At 50.0% G+C, this 26,305-nt stretch carries 14 protein-coding genes; 5 read left to right on the plus strand and 9 right to left on the minus strand.

All coding sequences use genetic code 11. The annotated features are described in order from the left end of the window. Position 1 precedes the first annotated feature (1 nt). Both BLX24_RS16470 and BLX24_RS16475 read left to right on the plus strand, forming a co-directional pair. A complete protein-coding gene (locus BLX24_RS16470) occupies positions 2-640 on the plus strand; it encodes a DUF8845 family protein (protein ID WP_071504265.1) in 639 nt (212 codons plus the stop codon). Between the two features lie 9 nt (positions 641-649). After that, positions 650-1,795: a site-2 protease family protein gene (locus BLX24_RS16475; protein WP_071504266.1), complete on the plus strand. Its 1,146-nt coding sequence runs from the start codon at positions 650-652 to the stop codon at positions 1,793-1,795. Between the two features lie 30 nt (positions 1,796-1,825). Here BLX24_RS16475 and BLX24_RS16480 read toward each other — a convergent pair whose 3' ends face one another. Next, entirely contained in the window at positions 1,826-3,697 is a 1,872-nt protein-coding gene (locus BLX24_RS16480) for an ABC transporter ATP-binding protein (protein ID WP_071504267.1), read from the minus strand. Positions 3,698-3,917: 220 nt separating this feature from the next. Between BLX24_RS16480 and BLX24_RS16485 the strand changes: the two genes are divergently transcribed. Both BLX24_RS16485 and BLX24_RS16490 read left to right on the plus strand, forming a co-directional pair. Continuing rightward, positions 3,918-5,000 carry a glycoside hydrolase family 76 protein gene (locus tag BLX24_RS16485; protein WP_218160702.1) on the plus strand — a complete coding sequence of 361 codons (1,083 nt, stop codon included), beginning with the start codon at positions 3,918-3,920 and terminating at the stop codon, positions 4,998-5,000. Positions 5,001-5,098: 98 nt separating this feature from the next. Next, positions 5,099-5,581, plus strand: coding sequence for a low affinity iron permease family protein (locus BLX24_RS16490; protein ID WP_071504356.1), 483 nt, complete (start codon positions 5,099-5,101; stop codon positions 5,579-5,581). 1 nt (position 5,582) lies between these two features. Here BLX24_RS16490 and BLX24_RS16495 read toward each other — a convergent pair whose 3' ends face one another. Genes BLX24_RS16495 through BLX24_RS16505 form a run of 3 tightly spaced genes read right to left on the minus strand, consistent with a single transcriptional unit; the run spans position 5,583 to position 8,566 of the window. Continuing rightward, positions 5,583-6,374: a LytR/AlgR family response regulator transcription factor gene (locus BLX24_RS16495; protein ID WP_071504268.1), complete on the minus strand. Its 792-nt coding sequence runs from the start codon at positions 6,372-6,374 to the stop codon at positions 5,583-5,585. A gap of 42 nt (positions 6,375-6,416) precedes the next feature. Further along, entirely contained in the window at positions 6,417-7,502 is a 1,086-nt protein-coding gene (locus tag BLX24_RS16500) for a sensor histidine kinase (protein WP_071504269.1), read from the minus strand. Between the two features lie 2 nt (positions 7,503-7,504). Further along, the gene (locus tag BLX24_RS16505; protein ID WP_229201829.1) at positions 7,505-8,566 is read right to left on the minus strand and encodes a sensor histidine kinase; all 1,062 of its coding nucleotides are present in this window, start codon (positions 8,564-8,566) and stop codon (positions 7,505-7,507) included. Positions 8,567-8,862: 296 nt separating this feature from the next. Here BLX24_RS16505 and BLX24_RS16510 point away from each other — a divergent pair, with 296 nt between their 5' ends. Then, a complete protein-coding gene (locus BLX24_RS16510; protein WP_071504270.1) occupies positions 8,863-9,429 on the plus strand; it encodes a cupin domain-containing protein in 567 nt (188 codons plus the stop codon). On the opposite strand, the gene BLX24_RS16515 is transcribed toward BLX24_RS16510, so the two are convergent. The 5 genes from BLX24_RS16515 to BLX24_RS16535 form a co-directional block, all read right to left on the minus strand. After that, positions 9,430-10,509: an AAA family ATPase gene (locus tag BLX24_RS16515; RefSeq protein ID WP_071504358.1), complete on the minus strand. Its 1,080-nt coding sequence runs from the start codon at positions 10,507-10,509 to the stop codon at positions 9,430-9,432. An 81-nt stretch (positions 10,510-10,590) separates the two neighbouring features. Further along, on the minus strand, positions 10,591-11,535 hold the full coding sequence (locus BLX24_RS16520) for a PorP/SprF family type IX secretion system membrane protein (protein WP_071504359.1): 945 nt from the start codon (positions 11,533-11,535) through the stop codon (positions 10,591-10,593). A gap of 133 nt (positions 11,536-11,668) precedes the next feature. Then, positions 11,669-14,071: an OmpA family protein gene (locus BLX24_RS16525; RefSeq protein ID WP_071504271.1), complete on the minus strand. Its 2,403-nt coding sequence runs from the start codon at positions 14,069-14,071 to the stop codon at positions 11,669-11,671. Positions 14,072-14,277: 206 nt separating this feature from the next. Further along, entirely contained in the window at positions 14,278-15,255 is a 978-nt protein-coding gene (locus tag BLX24_RS16530; RefSeq protein ID WP_071504272.1) for a PorP/SprF family type IX secretion system membrane protein, read from the minus strand. Positions 15,256-15,260: 5 nt separating this feature from the next. Then, on the minus strand, positions 15,261-26,267 hold the full coding sequence (locus BLX24_RS16535; protein WP_374755009.1) for an SdrD B-like domain-containing protein: 11,007 nt from the start codon (positions 26,265-26,267) through the stop codon (positions 15,261-15,263). Positions 26,268-26,305: the final 38 nt, after the last annotated feature.

A 26,305-nucleotide genomic window follows, 5' to 3' on the forward strand; every position in this document is an offset into this window, starting at 1 on the left:
TATGGAACTCGACGAATTCAGCGCTCTTTTTAACGCCCGGTTTGAAGAGTCGCCCGCGCAGAAAAGCCTTGACGATATTACCCGGAAAATCAAAAACCGCTCCGGTACGGCCCTGGACCGGATTTTGCGGAATCTGTTACTAGAGATCGGTGTCGCCTTTGCCTGCATCATTGGCATGTCGATTATCGCTTACCGCATTCCGTCCATTACGCTGCACTGGCTGGCGGGCGCGGTCTGGGTTCTGAGCATTGTTCAGATTATCGCCTTCAGCTGGCAATACAGACAATTGAAGGCGACGGCTTTGCCTGTGGTGGTTGACCTGCGGTCGCACCTGCAGCAGCAGATTCAGGTAATCGAGCGTTTTGTCAAGATATACCTTGCCTTCTGCCTTATTTCCATTCCGGTTGGCTTTGTCCTGGGCGGCATACTGGGCTATACCATTGCCTCACAAAACCGGCAGGATCCTTTTCTCAATCCGATTGATAAGCTGCACCCCGGGCCGTGGGGCCTGCTGATTGTGCTGATTGGTGTCATTGGGTTTCTGGCCGGCATAGTACACTTCTTCAAATTCTATATCCGCTGGTTATATGGCCGGCACCTCGATCTGCTCAAATCCTGTCTGACCGAACTTGACCAATAAACAATAACGATGAATAAGCGAAAGAAAATTCTGATTCAACTCCTGCTTGGTCTGGTCGCCGGCGCGGGTTTTGGTTACCTCGTCGGTAAAGCCGGCAAAATGTTTCTCAGCGATCATCTGGATGCCTTAGCCTCACCCGTTTCCGGAGCGGAGACACTGATTAAATTCGTACTGGTTTTTGTGGCCATGTGGGCCGCCCTGGCCGCCCATGAACTGGGACACCTGTTAACCGGGCTGGCACAGGGCTTCCGGTTTAACCTGTATGTAGCCGGTTTTCTCGGTATTCGCCGACATGCAGAGACCGATGCCGTTGAGGTCTATCTGAATAAAGACATGCAGCTTTTCGGGGGCGTTGCCGCATCGATTCCGACCAAACGGACAAACAACCTCCGCCGGCAATTTGCCCGTGTTGTCATTGCCGGGCCAATCGTCAGCCTGCTTGGCGGCCTTCTGGTTTTGGGGATTTCGTATTACGGGCTCATCAGGCTGACACCGGCATCAACGGCGTTTATGCGTTGCCTGATTCTTTTTGGATTAACCTTCGGGCTTGTGTCGCTGCTCCTGTTTCTGGCTACCACCTTACCCTCCCGGACCGGCGTGTTTTACACCGACCGTGCCCGTTTTTTCCGGCTGATCCGCGGGGGCCGCACGGCAGAAATCGAACAGGCTATCCTTGAAACCATGGCGCATACCAACTCCGGTCAGTCCTATGCCGAGCTGAACGTCAGTCAGCTTCACCTGCTGCTGGAAGAGCCCGAGGCTTTTTTCAAAAGCTATGCCCATACCCTGCTGTATTACTACCATCTCGACCGGAACGAACTGGAAACGGCTTTCGGACATATCCGGCAAGCCGCCGACCTGCTGGATGGTCAACCCGGGCTGTTTAAAAACGAAGTGCTGAAGGAAGTCGCCTTTGCCCATGCCTATATCAAAGGTGATGCCTCACTGGCCCGGCAAATCTGGGAACGCATTGTACCCTCGCCCGACAAGCAGAAGACCCCACAAACCTACCTCATCAAAGCCTCCATTGCACAGGCATCCGACCTGAGCAATGACGCCCGGCAGCTCGCCGGTAACGGGCTGGCACTCCTGCCCTCGCCCATCGTCAAGGCCGAACATAAGCTTGTCGGCCGGCTGCTCCGGCAACTGTCATAAACGAAACGCCCGGCGGTCCGGGCGTTTCGTTTATTGGTAACCTCTGGCCTGTAGCTGAAAGAGTTCAGCATACCGGCCGTTGGCAGCCAGTAGCTCGGCGTGTGAACCGATTTCGAGCAGTGTCCCGCCTTCCAGCACCAGAATCCGGTCGGCCATGCGAACGGTCGAGAAGCGGTGCGAAATAATCACCGACGACTTGCCTTCGGTCAGACCGGCAAACCGCTGAAAGACCTCATATTCTGCCCGGGCATCCAGGGCGGCCGTCGGCTCGTCCAGGATCAGTACCTGGGCATTACGCATGTAGGCCCGGCCAAGCGCGATTTTCTGCCACTCCCCGCCCGACAACTCAACCCCTTTGCCGAAGCTACGACCCAACTGCTGATCATACCCGTTTTCCAGTTTAGCAATGACCGTATCCGCAAGGCTTTGCCGGGCAGACTGCTCAATGCGTGGTTTATTGGTCCGTTCGTCGATATCGCCGACGGCAATATTAACCCCTGCGGACATTTTCAGGCGGACATAATCCTGAAAAATAACCCCCACATGCCGGCGCAGATCAGCCAGGTCATACGCGCGCAGGTCATGCCCATCGAGCAGAATCCGCCCTTCGGCCGGATCGTAAAGCCGGGCCAGCAGTTTAACCAGCGTGGTTTTACCGGCACCGTTTTCGCCTACCAGCGCCAGTTTCTCACCGGGTTGCAGGGTAAACGACAGATTCCGTAACGCCCAGCGCTCTCTGCCGTTGGATGAGGCGTTGGCGTATTTGAACCCGACATTGTCGAACACAAATCCTTCGCGGATCGGGTTCGGAAACGGCAGCGGATCCGGTGTTGAATGAATGGCCGGCTGTATCGCAAAGTAATCGAAGAGGTCCTGCAGGTACATGGATTCCTGGGTCAGGCTGCTGAACTGCAGCAGAATGCCTTCCAGTGAGCCACGCATCTGCCGGAACGAAGCTGCCAGAAACGTCAGGTCACCGAGCGAAATCTGCCCGCTTACCGCCCGCAGCACGATCCAGAAATAAGCCCCGTAATAACCAGCCGTTCCGAGCGCAGTCAGCACCGTTCCCCAACCGGCACGGCTAACGGCCAGGCTCCGGTTTTTGACATAATACTGCCATGATAATTCTTTAAACCGGCCGATCAGAAAGTCTGACAGGCCAAAAATTTTGACTTCCTTGGCCGTCTCGTCACTCGCCCCGACGTAGCGCAGGTAATCGAGTTCGCGCCGTTCGGGCGTCCAGCTGCGCGACAGCGAATAGCTGCGCTGGTTGAAGTAATTATCGGCAATAAAGGCCGGTGTAACAGCCAGTAGCAACAGCAACAACAGCCACGGGTTATAGACGACCAGGCCGGCGGCCAGAAAGCCCACCGAAATCAACTCCTGCGCCTGTCCGAACACCTGCGACAGGAGCACAGTCCGGCCGGTTGTCTGCCGGCGGGCGCGTTCGAGTTTATCGTAAAAGGTTGCGTCTTCAAACTGCTCGAGGTCGAGCGAAGCGGCGTGCTCCATCAAACGAGCCGATGTCTGGTTGGCAAACAAGTCGCCCAACAGACTATCCAGCAATGACACCAGCCGCCCGAAGGCGGTAGACAGGATAGCGAGGCCAAACTCAGCGCCAACCAGCCACCAGAGATGCGAGGTATCCGCCGCGCCCTGCTGACCGCTTAACCGGACGACCTCGTCAATAATCAGCTTCCCAACAAAGAGCGTTGCCGCCGGCAGCGCTGCCCGGAACAAACGCGTTATGGCATTACCCAGAAACAGGGCCGGTGACACCGCCCATACTAAGCGAAAAAAAGCAGGTAAGTTACGTAAAGCCAGAAAACGGTCGCGCCACGAAAGCTCTTCAGCCGTGGTATTGGCATTCACCCGCCGTTCTGATTTCGGAGGTTTCATCATACTTAAATGACAATGGAATCAGGGATTTAGTTCTTTTCTCATACAGGCCGGCTATTGCCATTAAAACCAGATATTTGAGTTACATAAAACCGGTCATTTAAGACGCAAGATGTTGCGTCTCTACTGTTTCATGGCTCAGTGAGTATATTTCAGCTATAAATCCTGTTTTACACAAACCGGCACCAATTCCGGTAATGCCTGACCAAAACAAACACAATTTATGAAGATGCATTTCACGGCTTTTGCAGCCGCCTGCCTCTGTGCGACTACGCTTTGTGCCCAGCCAACTGCTGACGAGTACAAAGCCCGCACCAGACTCATCTACGAGAACATTTACCAGACCTTTTATCAGCCTAAGGACGGCCTGTTTATCGAAACCAGTGATCCGGCCAAAAACGAACGGCCGCACTCGTTCCTGTGGCCGCTCTGTGCGCTGTTCGAAGCGACGAATGAAGTCGAACGGATAGACCGGTCAACGCCATACAATGCCTGGGTAATGAACGCCATTGACCAGTACTATAACGACAATCAGCCGGCACCGGGGTATCAGGCCTATGTGCGTAAAGAAAGGCAGGATACGCGCTTTTACGACGATAATCAATGGATTGGTATCACCAGCCTGGACGCCTATGACCGTACGCACGATGCCCGTTATCTGGAACTTGGCAAACGCATTTACCGGTTCATGATGACAGGATTCGATACCAAAACCGGCGGCGGGATTTACTGGAAAGAAGACGAAAAGAACACCAAAAATACGTGTTCGAACGGCCCCGGGATTCTGATTGCCCTGCATCTCTATAAAATTACAAAGCAGAAAAGTTACCTCGATACGGCCATCCTGCTTTACGACTGGACAAACAAACACCTGCTGTCGCCTAAAGGGGTTTACTACGATGCCATCAAGGTACCATCGATGAAAATCGATTCGGCCACCTACACCTACAATACCGGCACCATGCTACAATCCAATGTGTTGCTGTATACGCTTACTAAGGACAAAAAATACCTGACAGAAGCACAGCGTATTGCGCAGGCAGCCGAAAAACATTTTTTCCGCAACGGCAAACTCCCTACCCATTACTGGTTCAATGCCGTTCTGCTGCGGGGCTATCTGGCCCTTTACGATGTTGACAAAAACCGGCAGCAGCTACAGTTTTTTATTAACGACGCCGAACGCATCTGGCAAGCTGAGCGGGACGACAAAAACTACCTTGGCCGCCAGAAAGCAAAAACGCTGATTGATCAGGCCGCCATGATGGAAATTTATGCACGCCTCGCACAACTGGCAGCAAAGTCATAAGTAAACACGCGGCCTACACCAGACGTGCTTTTGGTCATACAATCAGATTTTTATACAAAATGCGGCAGGCATGGTATTCTGTTAAAACGCACGATACCATGAACCCAGAAAGTTTCCTCGGCCAACGCTTCGAGCAGTTTGCCTCATACATCACCCGGGCCACCGGCTCATCGACGGCCTTTTTACTGGCCCTGTTAACCATTATCACATGGGTGGTTACAGGGCCCGTTTTTCATTTCTCTGATACGTGGCAGCTGGTGATCAATACCGGCACAACCATCGTTACCTTTCTGATGGTTTTCCTTATTCAGAAAGCACAGAATAAAGACTCGCTGGCCATTCAGATCAAGCTGAACGAGCTGATTGCGGCTACCACCGGCGCCAGTAACCGCCTGCTCAACGTCGAAGATCTGAGCGAAACCGAGCTCCGCGCCCTACACCGCTATTTTACGATTCTGTCAGAAAAAGCGGAACAGGATCAGAACCTGACCGAATCACACTCCATTGAAGAAGCGGAAGAACGCCATCATGAAAAACAGGAAGTGGTTAAAATCCGGAAACAGCACCACCACAAAAAATAGGCTATTTCCCCATAAAGACTTTAAAATCGGCCACCTTCTCGCGACTCACCAGCGCTTCTTTTTCGAACGCCGGACGCAACGTCAGCGCCAGCCGGTTGCCGAAATAAGGTTGTATCTGCTCGATGGCGTTATGGGTAATAATCAGGCCGCGATTGACACGAAAGAACTGGTCGGGATCGAGCGCCTCAGCCAGTTCATCGAGTGTGTAATCGACCAGAAACTTCTGGTTCTGCCACGTTTTGAAAAAGCTGAACCGTTCTTCGGTATAGAAAAACGCGATCTCACTGACTTCAATTGACAACAGACGCTGCCCCTGCCGTACCAGAAACCGGCGGCGGTGTTCTTTGGGCTGCTGAATCTGTAGTTCACGCAACAGCTTGTTAAGGTTAATCGTCGTTGCACTACCTGATTCGGCGGGAGTACGGCGGGCGGCAAGATCCCTGAATTTCTTCAGACTTCGCTCCAGGTCTTCCTTTTGAATAGGTTTCAGCAGGTAATCGATGCTGTTTACCTTAAAGGCCTGCAAGGCATATTCGTCGTAGGAGGTCGTAAAAATGACCGTGCTTTTTACCTCAACCTGATCAAATATCTCGAAGCTTTGCCCGTCGGCCAGCTCGATATCCATAAAAATCAGGTCGGGCGTCTCATTGGTTTCCGTATCACTCAGATAGGCAACCGTTTCTTCAATGCTTGCCGTTACACCGGCAATATTCAGCGAAGGATCAATCTCCAACAGCAGCTTACGGATTTTACGGACAGCTAAATCCTCATCTTCAACTAGTAATACGTTCATGGTATGCAGGGTATTAACGCGTATACTTAATCTGTTTCGGGGTTAAAATGTACTCAGCAGGCCTGTCCCCTTTTCAATCAGGGGCAGTATCACCGTAAAGCGGTCGCCGGTTTCCTGAACCACCACATCGGTCTGGGCCAGCAACCGGTATTTGGCCGAGATATTGGCCAGTCCCACTTTATTGGAAGCTATCCGGGAAGCTTTCCGCTGCAAATTGTTTTCTACAATCAGGCGCCGGTCAGGTGTGGTTCTGATCGAAATCTGTAATGGTTTGTTGGCCATAATCACGTTATGTTTTACCGCATTTTCGACCAGCATCTGCAACGTCAGCGGAGGCAACCGCTCATCCATAAACGCTTCGGCAATGGCAACCTCCAGCTCAATACCTTGTCCATACCGCGTTTTCAGCAGATGGAAATACGAGCTGATGAAATTGATTTCAGTGGATAGCAGCGTCAGTTCCCGGTCGTTGGTCTGAAGCAGATAACGATATACATTGGCCATTTCATCAACAAACTGCTCGGCTCGTTCGGGTTCATCGTTGATGAGCGAGGAAAGTGAATTCAGCGTGTTAAAAAGAAAATGCGGATTTACCTGATTTTTCAGGCTTTCGACCTGTCCCTGAAGTGTCGCTTTCCGGAGTTGTTCTTTTTCCAGCATCGTTTCGCGCCATTTAGCCAGTGAATGAAGGCTTTCAGAAACCGCAACCGATACTATGTTTGCCAGGATATTGACAATCAGGATATATTTAACCGTTGTCCAGTCGAAGGCATAGCCGAACCAGTGAAAGTGGTCATACATCCAGATACTGCCCAGAATGAACGCGGGCGTTACGGTCGAAAACATCAAAAACAGCAGAATGATCCGTGTCAGTGCCTGTTTCAGATCCGGCAACCATCCGATAATCAATTTGGTTAACCCGTCAATGGTAAACAGACAGGTCAGCGCAATAGCCAGGTTAATGCCCGATACGGCCATAAAGGTCGGAATGTCCTGTATATAAATCCGCCCCAGTAACAGATACGAAATCAGCGGAATAAACCATGGGAACAGCAGCATAAAATGCAGCCTCAACTGATGGGTCGGTTTAAACCATCGGGGCATTTGTTGATGAATAATCGCAGTCATGGTTACGGCACGTGAATCGGTTGCGTCAATAAAGGTAATGTAACCGTAAACTGCTGGCCGTTGTCATAAACGTTTACTTTTTCCATACTAATCATCTCATATTTGGCAGTCAGGTTGGATAAGCCATTCTGGCCGGTCTGTACTCTGACAATCCGTTTTTGCACATTATTACGAATTACAAGTTTCTCCTCCGTTGTAAAAATGTCGATCAGCAGTGGTTTCTCTACAGAAACGGAGTTGTGTTTCAACGCATTTTCAATGAGGGTCTGCAACGTAAGCGGCGGCAAGTAACAGTGTAAATATGAAGGATTCACGTCTATGTTGATTGAAATGCTTTTTCCGTAGCGTGTTTGGAGTAAAAACGCGTATGAACCGACAAAGCGGATTTCGGATTCCAGCGTCGTGGTTTCCCGATGATTAGCCTGCAACATGTATCGGTAGACCTTAGCCATCTCATCCACAAATTGTTCGGCAAGCACCTTATCTTCGCCGATGAGCGATGAAAGCGAATTAAGGCAGTTGAATAGAAAATGGGGATTTACCTGGCTTTTCAGGGTATCGAGCTGAGTCTGTAACGCCATTCGTTTCAGATACTCGCTTTCAGCCTGGTTCTCCTGCCAGCGGCTATAGGTATACAGCAAACTCAGCACCGAGCAAAGGCAAATATCGAAGACCAGCCCAAGCAGCATAATGGTCCGTACGGTAGACCAGTCAAACGGAGTATTGAAGACCGGAAACAGATGATAGGCCGCAACATCGATACAAGCCAGGACGATGGTTAACAGCCCGACGCTCAGAAACATAATCCCCGTCCGCATGAGTGTCTGATGCACCTCCGGAAACCGGTCGATGATTTCCCGAATGGTGACTGTCAGGGTGATAATCGACAACCAGTAGAGAAAGAACACCAGTAGTGTGCCGTAGAACAGCACATCCAGCGACTGAAAATAGCGTGGCCCAACCAAAAAGTAATTTCCGACCGGGAACAGCACAGGCATCATCAGGATATGATACCACAGTTCCTGTTTCGTGAAATAAACGGCTATGATCCGGGGGGTTGGCATCGGCAGCAGCTGCTTTGTAAGAATATTCCAAATTAAGTTACAATCTACTCAATTTGCAGGTGACTCTGTATGGACCGGTATTTTCAGCGGCTCAACCCGTACAATTCAGGTATGAATTGTAGGCAGAATTAGCGACCGGCAGCCTTGCGGCACACCTGTTTCAGGAAAAGCGAACAACAACTCATTGAGGCCTTTTCCCGGTTCAGGCGGCTAACGATTCACTTCAACGGCTTTCGATTGTAGTATACGCGTGCAGGAGAACATATTTGTCCCGTAAACAACGAATTTCTTTCCCTATGAAAGCTCAACTATCCGGATCACGCACGATTCACCACCCATTCATAAACGATCATGTCACGTTTGTCAGAACGGCGCAGGAAAGCGGCTATAGTCATACCTGGGTAGAAGTTATACTCGCTCCGGGACGCGGTGTCAGTTTACACTACCACAAAGAACACGACGAAACGTTTATGTGTCTGGAAGGGCAGCTACGTTTGCAGATCGGGAGCAAGGAGCTGAATCTGAAGCCCGGACAATATGCGTCGGCGGTGGCCGGAACACCGCACCGTTTCGTTAACGCAACCAGTGCCCCCTGCCGGTTTAAGTGCGTTATTTCGCCCGGCAACCCTGCTTTTGAGCAAACCCTCCAGATCCGGTACGGGCTTGCTCACGACGGCAAATGCAGTCCTAAAACCGGTTCACCCAGCAGCTGGCTGATGCATGCGTATACCTACGCGCTGGCTGATACCAAGCTGGCGGGCCCGCTGTCCATTTTAAATCCGATGATTCAATGGTTGTATAACCGCGCGGTATCGACCGGCATGGCTGCCCGGCTGCAGGAGGAGTATGTAAAAATACAGTAATCAGAAGCCCACCCGCGTGGATTCGGGCCGGTCTCCGGACACGGTCTGGTCTTCGCGGTTGAAGATTTCAGCCAGTGTCATGGGGTCATTTGTCCGGAAATCAGATCCCAGATGATTCAGCAGCCGGTTCGATTTTTCGGCCGTCAGCTTACCGAATGCATAATCAACCATCAGGCGGCCTTTACGCAGCAGGGCCTTATCCAGTAAGCTTTTATTGGCATTAAAGGTGGCAATCACCTGAATATGCATGCAATCGGCCAGCAGCCCGTCGGTCAGGTTAAGGATATTCGAGACGCTGTTTGTATCCCCTCCTGCCTCCCGTGCCTGCAGAATACGTTCGGCATCTTCAATGATCAGGACCGAGTCCTTATTTTCGAGCAGAAACGGGATAATCTCCGGCGAGGTCAGGTAATTGGTCATATAAGGCGGCAGGATGAGCATATCCTTTTTGACCATGGCACTCAGATGCTTGATATAGGTTGTTTTGCCGGTTCCGGGTTCGCCATGCAGCAAAATGAGGCCTTTACTTTTCGGCTGTTCCAGCAATGAAACCAGTCGTTCGTGAACCGGCAGAAAATCGTCGTTATAATGCAGTTCGAGGTCGATGTCAGGCGGTTTTATTTCTACCCGTTCTGTATGCAGCCCACCCATCCCGCTTTGGATCAGGTAGATGTGGGTCTGATTTTCTTCGTGTTGGTATTTATGTTCGTAAACGTCACTTAGCAACGCCCTGGTCACGTCTTCCTGTTGAAAATAGCCATGTATCCGGCAGAAGCGATCCCCCATTAGTTCGAGTTTGAGCAAAATGCCGTCGGGGTGTTCCAGTATTTGTTCAACCGTTTGCCAGCCTTTTTCCGTCATCCGCAGCGATGAATTGATAACACTAAAGCCGCGACTCTGTAACAAATCACGGACCGTCGGCCGGAAATCATCGCTGAAATAAATATAGTTCGGGTACTGCCCGAAGCGTTGTACAAAGTGGGGCGCAATCGGAAATTCGCGCTCCAGGTCATTTGGAATATGGAAATTATGAATCCGCTCCCCTACCTCATCATCACATTTTTTCCAACCTCCGAACACGGTACGTAATTCTGAATTGTCTGACTCGTTTTTCAAGGGAGAAACTACCTTTTAATAATAGCCTAATATACAGAAAATATGTCAGAACGTAAATTTTTGTGGGTTGGGGACATACCGGAAGAGCAACTCAAACACACTTTTCTGGAATGTGTTTACCGGTGCTTCCGGCGCGGTTGAGTTATAGGTCAGGCCTACCCGGATTGCATCTGACAGTTGATACTCTGCCGATACCTGCACATAGCTGACCGGCTGATAGCCCAGGCTATTGTGGCGGTACGAAAGCCCCAAACCCGCTTTTTCCATAAACCAGGCTTTGGCGTTGACATCAATGCCGATCGGCCGGCCGGTTGCCTGTGTGACTAATACAGACGGGATCAGCGATAAATTTTCCCCTGATTCCAGTTTATACCCGGCCTGAATAAAAAGCGGCCGTACGCTTTGGTAAGAACCTTGGCCTGTTCCTAAGCCATACACGCCTTTTTTAGCTTCCGGCATTGACACACCGCCGAAAAACGTATCCGAATAATAATAAATTCCGCCGCCATAGCTCATGTTGGCCTTGTTTGTACTCGTCAGGCTTACCTGATCGTATACCGGCAAAAAGCTCACCCCGGCCAACCCGCCAACCGATACGGTGGCTCCATCGGGCAGGTTGATCCAGTATGACAGCGAGCCGTAAACACCCGTTGTACCCAACGTGCCCAGCCGGTCATTAACGGCCTGTAGCCCGATCCCGACCTTGCCATCGGCGACGGCACCATCCATGGCTAATGTCTGGGAGGATTGGCCGCCACCGCTCATTTGCTGTTGCTGTTTGCTCTGTACAAAAAAGCCTCTCTTACGGAACATAGCCGTCATATGCAGTTGTTCACGCAATCCGGTAGCGGCCGGATTGATTGTCATCGGGCTGAATTGGTATTGATAGTAAAGCGTTTCTTTTTGAGCATGAGCACGCTTCCCGCAAAGTACGCTTATCAGTGCGACAGCAAAAATTCGCTTTGACCAGTGAATCATAGACATAAGCATCAGAAATTGTCCCCGAAAATTGGCTTTTTCAGCCAAAAATCCTAATTCATTCCGTGATTGGCAGGTATAAAAAAACTGCTGAAGAACCCGGTCTGCCCGGATTGATTCAGCAGTTTTTCCTTTCCTTTTTGTTTTATTGCAGGGACAGAATTTTGATCTCTGTCCGGCGGTTAAGCTGGTGTTCTTCTTCCGTACAGTTTGCCCCGTCTTTACACTGGTTCAGCAATTCGCTTTCGCCGTAGCCTTTAGCGATCATACGGGTTGCCTTAATGCCTTTTGCTTTCAGGTAGGCCACCGCCGATTTTGCCCGGTTTGTCGACAAGGTCTTGTTATACTGTGCCGTTGCGCGGCTATCCGTATGCGACCGTAGTTCGATTTTCATCGTCGGATATTTCTTCATCAGGCTAACCAGTTTGTCCAGTTCAACTGCGGCGTCAGCGCGAATTGTCGCTTTGTTCAGGTTGTAATAGATGTTATCGATCCGGATTACATCTCCTTTTCTGAACATAGTCAGATCAGTAATACCCGCCCCTTCTTTGGTTATCCGGGTACCGGTTGTGCCCATGCTGTCCTTAATCGCTTCGAGTGAATAATCACAACCAGGTTTTATGGCAAATTCATAGGCCCCGTCGGCATCGGTTACCGTTTCCTGCTTTGATTTATCACACTCGTTGGTCAGGATTACCTTGACGCCAACCATCGGCTGTTTCCCCTGCTGGGTGGTTACCCTGCCACGCAGTTTTGAATTTGCCAGATCCAGCCCACTTACCGGCGGTGCTACTATTTTCGGCTTTGCCAGCGGAATTTCAAGACGCGACGGCATATCATCTGTTAAGCCCTTTGTTGAAAAACCTATCTGACTATCCAGGTAGCCTTCGGTTACAGCAGCCAGCTGAAAGTCATTTTCAGCGTCCAGACACAGGTGAATATTACCGTCACTATCCGTTTTCAGGTCCTTGCTATCGCTCTCATTGGTCTTATTATCAACTTTCAATGACGCATTGGCCAATGGTTTTTTTGTTTCAGAATCGAATACAACCACCGTCAGTTCACGGCAAGGATACAACGGTCCTTCGCGTTTGAAGCGGTAAATATCATCGTCAGTACCGCCATTCTTCCGGTTACTGCTGAAATAGCCTCCCCGACGCTCACCGTCCGTTACAATGCCGAAATCATCTTTGTTGGAATTCAGGGGTTCGCCCAGGTTTTGCACCCATTTTGCATGCACGCCGTCACTTTCCAGCTGGGCAAAAAACATGTCCAGATCGCCTAAGCCCGGTTGTCCGTCCGATGAGAAATAGAGATTACCTTTTTCATCAACAAACGGAAACATTTCATTGCCCTTAGTATTAATCTCCTTCCCTAAATTAACCGGTGTTGACCATTTCCCGTCCTGCAGTTTTGTCACGTAAATATCCGTTCCGCCAAATCCGCCGGGCATATCCGATGAGAAATACAGCAATTTATCGTCCGGGCTAAATGAAGGGTGACCCGTTGAGTATTCGTTACTGTTGAACGGCAGTTCTTCGACTGCCTGCCAGTCGCCGTTTGTCTGGACTGTTGTATATAATTTCAGCTTATTGACCCCATCCGAAGATTCCCGGTATTTACCGTTATTATAATTATTACGGGTAAATACCACCCGCGAACCATCTTTAGTAAATGTAGCCGGGCCTTCGTGGTATTTAGTGTTCAATGTCTGGCTAAAACGTGCCGATTCGGTCAGTGGCTCATCTTCATATCCAAGACCGGCATTAACATTTGTGCCGCCATAATACCCGACTGTCCGGGTATCGTTTGAGGTAGGAGCCGTGTAATCATCCATTCCCAGGATCCGGCCGATTTTGTGCGTGACCGGTTGTTTCTTATTCACAGACCCGCCCAGGCTAGCTGTTTTTTCGCCTTTAATTTCTTTTCGTTCCGGCAGATAATAGAGATCCAGAAAGGGCGTATTATCCCAGTTAAATACGCGTTTGATGCCATTGCCACCGCCTTGTGCCGACACGAATACCAGACCATCCTTGTAGTAGACCGGACTGAATTCAGCTGCTTTCGTATTGAGGCTCAGGAAATCGACTTTGTAGCTGCCGGCATTTTTCGAGAGTGAACTGACATCCCGGTATAGTTTCGAGAAGAGCGGCCCCCGCTGATCATCTTTCTGCACGGCATTGTATCTCTCGTATGCCTCCTGCGCCTCCCGGTATTTACCGTTACTGGCTAACGCCTGCGCGTAATACAGATAGCACTGCACGTATTCAGCAGGTAGCTCACCCATGGTAATCAGATCGCGGTAAGCCTGTTCTGCTTTCTGCGTGTCTCTGATTTGCCGGTAACTATATGCTAATTTGGCTTTGGCTGCCCGAACATCTGTTTCAGGCATTGATTTGGTATTCTGAAGTGCCTGCTCGTAATATTCGGCCGCCTTTGAATAGGCCATCAGATTAAACTGATTATCGCCCTGCTTCGTTAGTGACTGCCCGAATACCGGACCAGCCAGCGCTACCAGTACATAGCAGAGTATACAGTGTCGTTTCATACGCTGTAATTGTTGTGAGAAGATGCAAAGTCCAAGAAAAAAGGGTACTTTCTGAACAGACGTAGAAATCTGTTAGAAGGTACCCTTTTTATAGCAAATACTGTTCCGAAGTCCGTCAGTTTTTCCAGAAACCGGAGAAAAGTATTTTAAATACGCTGCATGTAATTTTATTCCATTATTCTTTGATCGGTTACCTTATCCATCGATTAAAAATAACGAGGCGTAAGGATTTTGTTTTTACCGAATCCGAATTCGTAACGCAGCATCAATTCGTGTGAGCTGGGAGCAACCTGACCCAAACGGCTTACTGTACGGTCATAAGCATATCCCAAACGGAACTGATCGCTCAACTGTAATTCCAGCATACCCACAACGGCGTCGTTTGTATAACTGGTAAATGAGTAGAACTGATTTTTCCGGAGTGATACCCCCAGTGCCACCCGGTCGTTAATCCAGAGGTTGACGTTACCATCGAAACCAAGCGGAGCGCCTTCAGCATACTTCACTAACATGGATGGCTTTAATTTCAGCACAGGGCTCAGACCAACCACGAATCCGGCAGCAGCATAGGCATGACGCCGGACAACGGCACGGTTTACGCCTGAATCATAGTCAGACAGCTTGTTTTTCAGCAAACGCGGTACAGAAACACTCAGGTACGAACGGTCATTACTGATGTAGATACCGGTACCAAAGTTTGGCAGCATTTTGTTGATGTTCTGAGCAAAAGCAGGGTCGGCAGAAACACCGGCCGGTACCAGTTTTACTTCAGTCAACATAGCTGACAGGTTAGTTACACCGCCCTGAAGACCAAGAGCCAGCGTTGAGCGCGAACCCAGTTTGATGCGGAACGCATACGACGCAAACGCGCCGGTTTCGTTATACACCCCGATCCGATCATTATACAATTGCAAACCCACCCCGACACGCTCACGGTTAAGCGGCATATCTGCGGTGAACGTCGCCGTTTGTGGGGCGCCTTCAAGGCCCGTCCACTGATTCCGGTACATAGCCGTCATGCTGAGTACGTCACGGCTACCGGCATAAGCAGGGTTCAGCGCCATCATGTTAAACATGTATTGCGAGAACATCTTGTCCTGCTGAGCGTGCACCCGGCCGCTGCCGGCCACGAGGGCCAGCAGCAGGACGATTGCACTCTTTTTCAGAGAGAATTTGATAAACATCAGTATTAGCGGTTAATCGTCATGTAACGCACGAACTGACGGCCATCGCTCAGTTTGACACGGTAGAAGTACGTACCATCCGGTACACCGTTACCGCCTACATTCACGCCTGTGTTGGATGTACCATCCCAGTCGTTCTGGTAGTTGTCGCTCTTATAAACTACATGACCCCAGCGGTTGAAGACTTCTAACTGCACGGTACCTGTAGCTCCCCGGATCACGAAGCGGTCGTTGATACCGTCACCGTTTGGCGAGAAACCTTCAGGAATAAACACAGCCACATCGCTTATACGCAGATTCAGTGGTGTTGCTTCACTTTCATTCGAGTCTGTCGGGTTGCGGTTGCCATTTACGTCTGGCACCAGACCGTTTGTCGAGATATCGGTGATTTCACTACCCGCTGCTGTCGCTTTCGCTCTTGCCGAGTTCAGGAACGTGCCTGTTGTACCGTCGGTCTTCACATTGACCACAAAGCGGATGGTATCGCTCTGACCGGCCAGCAATGTGCTGCTTCCCGGAACTAACAGATCAGCGCTCGTTGAGCCGTTGTAGCCTGTATTAATCTTCAAGCCTGTCTTACCTGTAGCAATTGCTGTGCCAACTACTTTGAAGCTTGCGCCATTCTGTGCGTTGAATACTTTCGACAACGAATCCGTCAGCGAAACATTAGTCATCGGCACAGTCGCGTAGTTTTTCACAATTGCCATGTAGGTTACGTTATAGCTGCCATCAGCCTGACGTACGGTATCTTTCACCGAAAGCGCTACCCCGATGTATGGACGAAGCGGTACGCTGTTCAACACAACCGGTGTCGGCGTATTGCTTGTCCGTGGATCGAGTGTATTGTTCGGATCCGGATTGGTACCGGCTGTAGACGTATCCGCTACCATCGCACTGCCACTGAAGGCGGTAGCGATTGCCGAGTTGTAGAACGTCTGTGTATTGGCATTGGCCACATTCACCCGGACAACGAAGTTTAGAACACGGCTTGCACCGGCCGGCAACACGTTGGCTGTTGTATCTTTCAACAGCTTAGTCTGCGATCCCTGACCTGTGTAAAGCGGGTTCACGATCAGACCTGATGTTGCAGATACCGAGATACCACTGCTCATAATCACGGCGGTGTTGAAGGTCTTCGTCAGATCATCCACCACCTGAACTTTCGTCAGATCATTGCGGCCTAAGTTCGTCAGCTTAATTGAGTAAGCCACATCGAACACACCATCATCAACCTGAGTAGGTGTACCAACCGATTTCGCTACACCAATCAAGGCATCCGGCAGGTCGAAACGAACAGCTGTCGGTACCTCGCCTGTCGGGTTCGGATCTACACCTGTGTTTGATACATCCTGAACGACAACCGTAGTACTTTCAACGATACCTTTTGCGACAACGCTGTTATAGAACGGACCGTTGTTACCATTTGGCTTCACATTGACCGTCACTGAAACAACACCTGTTTCTTTAGCAGCCAGTGTACCACCTAACAGAATCTCCTGATTGCTGCCACCGGTGAAGGCTGTATTCGCTGTCAGGCTACCCTGAACAACGGAAGAACCAAGTACCGAGAAGGCGGCCGGCGCACCGAAAGCTTGTGTCAGATTATCAGTGACCTGAACATTATTCAGGACTTTATCGCTAAAGTTTTTCACTGTGATCGTATACACTACATCGTAGCTACCGTCATCTTTCTTATTCGTTGCGGCCGCCATGGCTACACCGATCAGGTTAGTTGCCGTTTCAGGAGTCAGACGGAAGGTTGTTATACCCGCATTGTTTGTCGGGTTTTTATCACCATCCGGATCCGGATCTGCACCGCTTACCGACGCATCTTCGAGGCGACCCGCACCACCCATGGCTGAAGCCAGCGCTGAGTTATTGAATGTACGGGTCGTATCGTTTGCGTTCAGTCTCACCTTCACTCGCATAGTAAACGAAGCTGTAGCATTCGGATTCAGTGTGCTTGCAGAATCAAGCAATTGAATATTGCTGCCAAAGCCTGTGTAGTTATTGTTCATTTTCAGCGTCGGGCTATAGTTCGACGATGACGTCAGCGTTACTTCTTCTATGCTATGAGACGCGAAGACATTTGTTAAGTCATCCTGGACACGAACTTTTGTCAGTGCTTCGTCACCATAGTTCACCAAATAGAAGCCGTATGTGATCTCAGCTGTATTGGCATCAATCATACGAGACTGGCTAACACCCTTGGCAATACCCAACGTACTGGCTTTGAACGACGTCGATGTATCAGCAACTGTTACAGTCGACTTATTGTTAGCCGTATTCGGATCTACCTGATCGGCATAAGTTACTTCAGCCGTGTTTACGATATCTCCTTTCTTACTCAACCGTGCCTGGAAGCTGATCGAGTCGGCAGCACCTACAGCCAGTGAATCATATCTTTTCAGAATGACCCCACCCGACAGATTAAAGTTGTACGCACCCTGAATTAACTCCAGTCCTTGAGGCAGCACATCACGTACATTTACGTTTGTTGCTTTCTGAGGGCCGTTGTTTTTTACCTTAATCGTGTACGTTACAACCTCACCACGGTTCAGTCGTGTTTTGTTCACCGACTTGGTGATCGCTACATCTGCCCGTGCTGTATCTGTTTTACAGTCAAAGATTTTCACTTCGACCTTTCCTGGCAGACTCACACAACCTGTTTGTGTGCGTTCGAAGATGTAGTAAGTACCTACACCTACCGAAGCCGGCGTTAACACAGTTGGAGAGCTTGCTGACTCACTGGTACGGAATTCGTACGTTTTACCTGCCGTATTGAGGCTGCTGATTGCCGTGTTCAGGTCAACCGTTACGGCTGAGCATGTGTTGCGCAGACTCGAAACGATCGGCGCCGGCACTTTGTCTGCTACCGTTACGATTACCCCATCCGATGGCAGTGAGCTACAACCGTTGGCATCGATCAGCTGAACGCTGTAAGAAGCAGTCTTCTTAACTGTGATCCGCTGGGTAGTTGCCTTATTGCTCCACAGATAACCACTACCAGCTGATGCTTCAAGCGTTACAGAGTCGCCGTAGCAGAGATTCAAGGCACCTTGAACCACACTGACGGTTGGTACTGTCTTAATGCCCTGAATGGTTAATACCATGGCATCCTGCGCCAGTGCTGTCGGACAAGCCAGGTTGTTCGAGCGGCCAGCCAGCGTCAGAGTGACACTGCCAGCCTGAACATCGGCAAGCGATGGCGTATAGGTTGCATTCAGCGCAAACGGATTATCAAATTTACCGCTACCTGATGTTGTCCACTGTGATGTGGCAACGGCACCACCTGTTCTACCGGTCAGCTTGTATGTTTTCGCTGCACAGATCGACGCATCTGCTCCGGCATCTGCCGTAACTGGATTAGCCTGGTCACATGGTGTTTGTGCACCGTCACACGAAACAATACCAACACTAATAACCGATGCCGCACTGTAACAGCCCGATGCAGAACGTTCTACCACATAGTATCTGCCTGATACACCTACCGAACCAGGGTTCGCAACACGGGTTGCTGCACTTGGTGTTTCTGAGGTATAGAACTCAAACGTACCGCCTGTAGTCGTTACATTGCTTGTTACACCTTGTGCCAGGTTAACTGTGTTAAACGGACATGTACTCGTCAGGTCCCGCGTTACAGGTATACCAACTTTTGGCAATACTGTAACTGTGATCGTTCTCGACGGTGCACTCTTACAGTTTGTTGACGAGCAGCACTGTGCCGTGTAAGTCATATTGATACCTGGCGTTACTGTGATTGTACTGCCAACGTTACCATTTGACCAGATCACATAACTACCAGCCGGACATCCCTGGCCAACCAGCATAATCGGTGCCCCGAAACAACTTGTGTAGCTTGTTACGACGCTTGTACCAGACATCACACCGGCAGTTGGCGCATTCGGGTTACCCACAGCGATCGATACACTATCTGACCACGGGCTTATGCAACCACCTCCACCGAGGATACACTTAGCACGATAGGTATTGTTACCGACGGTTGGGGTCACAGTGATACTAGATGTTGTTGCCCCATTTGACCATTCCGGATAACCACCTTCACAACCTACAGCTGTCAGTACTACTGTTTCACCAGCACATACGCTTGCTTTATCAGCAGCAATGGTTGGCGGACGCGGGATGACGACATAGATATCGATGCTTGCTGATGGTCTGCTTTCACAACCATCTTTGAGACATGTAGCCATCTCCCAGATTGTAGTTACAACTGGATTGATTACCAGCGTATTTCCTGTCTGACCATTCATCCAACGGACAACACCACCTTCGCAACCCGATGCAGTGATCGTTACCGAAGCACCTGCGCAAATGGTCAGGTAATCAGTATGGAGTACCGGAGGAGCGATCGACTTAATTCGTATCGGCGCACCCGTTACATCCAGATCAGCACATATTCTTGATGAACCTATCAGGCTGATCACATCCGATGCTCTTGTCACACCCGGTGTTACGCCTGACAGATTCAGATAGTTAGGATCTGATGGGTTGGCGTTATATACGAGTGTATGAATCGTGTACGTTGTATTTTCAGAGACAACTGTGAAGCTTGGCGAGTTGCTTGTCTGCTGAATGACTTTGTCCGTACCTTTTGTCAGGACATACAGTACAGAGTATCCATTCGGCACGACAAGGCCACCGTTTGCAACGGCTCTTAAAGCCAGTCGATCCGAAGTAGCGCATATTTCAGGTGTATCTGTCCGTAGCGTACCTGCTTTGGCCAGACAACCAACCGGCCTTACGGTTACTGTTACTGATCCCTCGCTACGACATGTACGATACTGGCAATAAGCAATATAAGTACGTGTTGCATCTGGTTGCAGCAGTAACGTTGTCGATGCAGGTGCACCTGTTACGTTCCATGTTACTGTACCCTGACAGCCTGATGCAGTCAGCAGTACACTTTCACCTGGCTGCAGTTCTGTTTTTGAAGCAGTTACTGTCAGTGACGCAGGCTGGATGATCCGGATTGTGTAAATATCTGACGAAGGACTTACACAAGCACCTGAACGGCAGGTTACACTATAACCGGTTGTCACGGTAGGACTTACGGTGATACTCACCTGACCAACCTGACCTGTGCTCCAGTATGGTGTACCTTCGCAGTTCTGAACGGTCAACGCCAGTGATTCGCCAGGGCAAAGCGCAGAATCGCTGCACACTACCGTTGGTTTAGCAATTGTCCGGATGTTGAACGAAATCGTGTTCGAACGTGGACTACCGCACTGATCACTTTGCTTACAGATTGCGTAGAACAAGTTGTTTGTAGCAGAAACCGTTACTGAAGCAACTGTACCTGTCTGACCATCTGACCACATGACAACACCGCCGGTGCAACCTGTTGCTGTCAGAGAGACAACTTCGCCGTTGCAGGCAACTGTCTGTGGCGCTCTGATCACCGGTGCAGTACCCGTTGAGTTAACAGTAATGCGTAGCGAGTTCGAGGCTTCGCTCAAACATGATCCGGTCTGGCATCGTGCCGTGTAATCAGTTGTTACACCAGGCATAACTTCGATAGAGGCAGATGTCTGTGTCAGACCACTCCATACCACCGCACCGGTACAACCTTCAGCCGTCAGAATTACCCGCTCACCAGAACAAATCAGACGCTTGTCTGCACGGATCAACGGAGCCGTTGGGTTAACCACCGTTATTGCTGCTGACTCAGAACGCTCTGAGCAGCTCCGGAACTGACAGGTAGCAAAGTAGCTGATGCTGTTAGCCGGACGGACAATCAGGGTATTACCCGTTGTCTGTGCCGCATCGCTCCATACCACGTTCCCGTTGCAACCAGTTGCTACCAATGTTACACTGGTACTTGCACAAATTGTTGCGCTAGATGGCGTAACAGTTGGTCTAACCGGTCTAACCACACTAATTACATAATCATCTGACTGAGGGCTGCTACATGTACCGTTTCTACAGATTACAGAGTAGCGGTTATTGCTTTCCGTCGGACGAACAATGATTCGCGTCGTCGTTTCCGTAGTTGTGTTCCAGATTGGCGTACCCAGACAGTTCTGAACAGTCAGTTCTACTGACTCACCAGGACACACGACCGTTGTGCTGCAAACAATTGTTGGTTTGGTAAGTGTATTACCAAGATCGATTGTTTGCTCAGCCGGAGCACCCGGACAGTTTTTCACAAAACATGTCGCAGTATATGTAGTCCGCGTCTGAATATTATTCACGGTAATTACTGAACCTGAAGCGCCTGTAGACCAGCTGATCGTACCATTATCGCAACCAATCGCGGTCAGGCTTACTGAGCCTCCCGGACAGATGCTGGTAGTACTTGCCAGAATGGTTGGTCTTGGTGCACTGATTACAGTCACCGTAATCGGATTGGACGCCTGGCTTGTACATGAACCAACTACACAGCTTGCTGTATAAGTTGTTGTTACCGTTGGATTCACCTGAATAGAGGTACCATTACCACCATTCGACCAGATTACGTTTCCGCTACAGTTGTTTGCGTAGATTGTTGTACCACTACCATCCTTACAGATCTCTGTGATTGCACAGTGGATATAAGGCGGCTGTACCGAGCATTCTTCGATTCCGATCGTAACCGTTGATGTGTTGTTCTCCGGCTTAGTCGGATCATCGTTTGTACCCGTGATAACAGCTACGTTCCGTACGGAGCCACCTGCTCTGATAACCGCTTCAACAAACAGGTTACGGCTTGCACCTGTAGCCAGTTCACCGATAGTCCAGATTCCTGTTGCTGCATTGTACGATCCAACTGAGGCAGTTGCAGCGACAAATGACAGCGATGCAGGCAGTCGGTCAGTTACAGTCACACCTGAAGCTGAAACAGGGCCGTTATTCGTTGCAGTAACGATGTAGGTGATCTTCTGACCTAAGCGATATGGCCCACTCGGTGTAACGTTTTTCGTTACCGCCAGATCAGCATTACAGAATCCTACTGTTACAGTTACTGCGGTACGGGTTCCGCTTACGCAGCCTTCAGGGCTTACTGATTCAGCGTAGTATACTGATGTTACATTCGGAGCAATTGTCAGTTTACCGCCGCTTTCCGTTGTCCCGATCAGCGTACCAGTTGCAGAGTACCAGTTAATCCGGTTGCCCGGCGCAAATCCGATCAGCTTCGTTCTGCTGCCCTGACAAACCAGTGTATCATCACAGGCAACACCAATTGGTGCGTCCGGACGCTCATTGATCTGAACAACGCGTGACAAGGTTGCCGGCAAGCAAATACCGGTGCCGTCAGGGTCATTTGTTCTGGCAGTAAATTCAACAAATCCTCGTGTAATATCCGCTAACGATGGTACATACGTTGTGCTTGTACCGGTCGTCGTTACGAACGTACCAGAACCTGCGGCTGTCCAGCTCAGGCTTGATGCCGAACCACCTAATGTAGCAACCAGAACAATTGACTGTCCTTCGCAGATGGCAGGGGTCTGACCGATTGTCAGGCTGGCAACATTTGTACAACGGCAGTCAATACCTTCAACTGTTAATACAGTCGGGTTGCTGAAACAGCCGTTTGGCGATACTTCAAACAGATAGTACTTACCGGCACCAACAGCCGTTATGTTTGTCACAAGCGGCGATGTTGGCAACGCACCGGTGTGCCATTCGAAACGGTTACCCGGACGTGGCTGGTTGATCGGTACATTTGTCAGATTGATTGTCTGCTGCAGGTTTGAACAAACCGTCAGACGCTCAGGGCAGGTTGGTGTTGGCGGGATTGCCGTTACCGTTACGATAACCGGCTTACGGTCGCTCTTACAACCACCGGCTGTTACTGCCTCTGCGTAGTAGATCGTTGTTGTTGTCGGATTGATTGTTAATGATTGACCACTTGTTGTGGTATACAGTACATCGCCGCCAACCGGAGTCAGGTACCAGTTGATCGTTGTGCTTTGTACTCCCGAAGCGGTAGCTACTACAGAAGCAGTCTGATCGGCGCAAACCGTTACATTATTAACTGCCAGCGTAATAGTCGCACAGGTTGGAATTACACCCGCATCAACATCCAGATTCACCTGACCGGCAGTCAGACATACGGTATCGGTTATACCACCTATACCGGCGTCGCTGTCAGTTGCTTCAGTAGCATTGGCAGCGTTAGCCATTGTAAAGGTATAACCTGATGGTAACGTGAACGTTACTTTGTAGCAACCCGGGTTCAGCTGAGTGAACAGATAGCTGCCATTGTTCGCTGTAATTTGTGTGCTTACAACGGTGCCGCTGTTGGCGTCAGTTAACACAACTGTTACACCATTCAAACCAGCCATTTCCGTTGGATCCTGAACGCCATTGCTGTTTGTATCGATCCAGACGAAGTTACCCAATGTCGCTTTGAGCGGAACAAGACCCGCGTCAATATCAAGGTTAACCTGACCGGCGGTCAGACAGAATGTGCTTGTTGTACCACCTGCACCCGCATCGCTGTTATTGGCGCTTGTTGAGCCAGGCGCGTTAGCTGGTGAGAAGGTAAAGCCTGCAGGCGTCGTAAACGTAATTTTGTAGCAACCTGCATTCAGGTTTGTAAACAAATACCTGCCATTGCTATCTGTGATTTGTGTTCCAACGACAGTACCGCTATTGGCATCAGTCAGTACAACCGTTACCCCGCTTACACCGGTGGTTTCACCACTGTCCTGAATACCATTACCATTTGTATCTACCCAGACAAAATCACCCACAGATGCACGCAGCGGAATAACACCCGCATCGACATCCAGATTTACCTGACCGGCAGTCAAACATACGGTATCGGTAATACCACCCACACCGGCGTCGCTGTCAGTCGCTTCAGTAGCGCCTGCGGCATTAGCCACCGTGAATGTGTAGCCCGCTGGTGTTGTGAATGTCACTTTGTAGCAACCTGCATTCAGGTTTGTGAACAGGTAGTTGCCGTTCCCGCTGGTAATCTGGGTAGCGACTACAGTACCGCTGGTCGCATCAGTTAACACAACGGTCACTCCATTCACACCGGTTGTCTCACCGCTATCCTGAATACCGTTACTGTTTGTGTCTACCCACACATAGTTACCCAATGTGGCTCTGAGCGGAATTACGCCCGCATCGACATCCAGGTTAACCTGACCGGCAGTAAGGCACACAACGTCGCTCATACCACCGACACCGGCATCACTATCGTTAGCCGTGGTACTGCCAGGGGCTTTCGGAGTAGTAAAGGTAAAACCGGAAGGTAGTGTAAACATTACCTTATAGCAGCCGGCGTTTAAACCCGTAAATGAATAGAGTCCTGTACTGCCCGTTACCTGTGTAGAAACAACCTGATTGTTATTGGCATTGTAAAGTGTAACCGTTACACTGCTTACGCCCGTTGTCTCTGTCGGATCCTGGATACCGTTTCCGTTCGTATCAACCCAGACATAATTGCCCAGAGTTGCCTTCAGCGGAATTAAACCGGCATCAACCGTTAAGTTACTGTCACCACCAACCAGTGTATAAGTCTGTGTCCGGCCTGTAAGCAGGTCGGCATCGCTATCCACTGTATCGGCAATCGTTCCGCTCAACGGATTCGTTGAGTTCTGACCGGTTAATGTATAACCGCCCGGTGTTGTAAACACAACATAGTATTCACCCGGCAATAAGTTCGGGAATAAATACCTGCCATTGCTATCGGTTGTCGTTGATGCCAGCGGCGTTGTGCTGGTCGGGCTGTACAGGGTAACAACTACACCTGATACACCCGGCTCACCGGCCGTTTGCTGGCCGTCACCATTATTATCACTCCAGACAAAATCACCAAGCGACGCAAGCGGGCCTTGCTGCACGATAATGTCGCAGCAATTTCCGGTTGCACAACCACTCAATGATGTTACAAACGAATAAACGCCCGGACTTTTAATCACCAGGTCGCCGTTTGCTTCAATCGAAGCAAGGGTTGCCGGAACACTGGAAGTTCCGATCTCATTTCCGTTTAAATACCAACGTGTACCTGTGAATCCCTGAATAGGGATAGTAACAGTATACTCTTCACCGGTATACCATAATAATGGTACCGTAAAACAAGCATTGGCATAGTCATCTTCAATGATGCTATGCACAGCAGGCGAAGAGTTAATGTCCGTACCACTTGCCGCGATAATTTCTGCAGTATTGAACGACACACCACGTTCGATCACGCGGGCTGTCAGTACAAGCGTTGCAGACTGACCTGAAGCCAGTGTTCCTACATTCCACTGAGTCACATTGGCAGCAACAGATGTATAAGAACCGGCACCGTTAAGTACCGAAACACTTAACAGCTGTGCTCCGACAGTAGAAAGACTGTCTTTGACCACAACCCCTGTCGAACTTGCCGGACCCGCATTAGAAACGGTTACAGTGTAAGAAACAACATCGTTTAGGTTTGGCGTTTTGTTACTTATCTTTTTAGATAAAGACAAGTTCACATTGGCTACTTGGGCTGAACTACTCAACGGAGCAATCAGCAACATGCACAGCATCATCAGGCTACCAATAGCCCAACCCTGCTTGCCAGCGAATGCCATCCGATGAGTCAACCCGCCAAACGTTTGATACTCTGGACTGCTCGCTCTCCGAAGTAGTGCTCTTCGGACCGCAGACAACCAACCCCGCTCCGATCGGTGCGGAGGGGTTTCAGGTGGGCAGGAAGAGCCTTTCAGTAAAGGTTGCTCATTCATTTTGTAAATTGGAATTAATTGCAAAAACGTTTTTTGTTTCAATGGTGGTGGTTCGCGGCCGTCAGGGGGTTCGACGCGCATCCCCGCTGATAAAGCTGATCTGGCGTGTCCTAAAGGCCCTGGTTCCAATGATTTCACCTGCCCACGCTCACTCCCGTCCGGCGGAGAGGAGGTAGCCGAAACGGGCCTTCGGCAAATTGTCTGTAATAAGTACTGAACAATTTGTCCCATCACCATCATTACCCTACTGCTTCGGTCCACCACAACGGCTGACTGAATGGGCCGAGACTGGTTTGGCCTTTGTTGCCACGTACCAGTTCTCAATGTAAAAGTTACTTTCATCTGCAACTTGTTTTGGGCGGTGTACTACTTATTTTCAG

This window comes from Arsenicibacter rosenii, from assembly GCF_001870735.1.
GTDB lineage: Bacteria > Bacteroidota > Bacteroidia > Cytophagales > Spirosomataceae > Arsenicibacter > Arsenicibacter rosenii.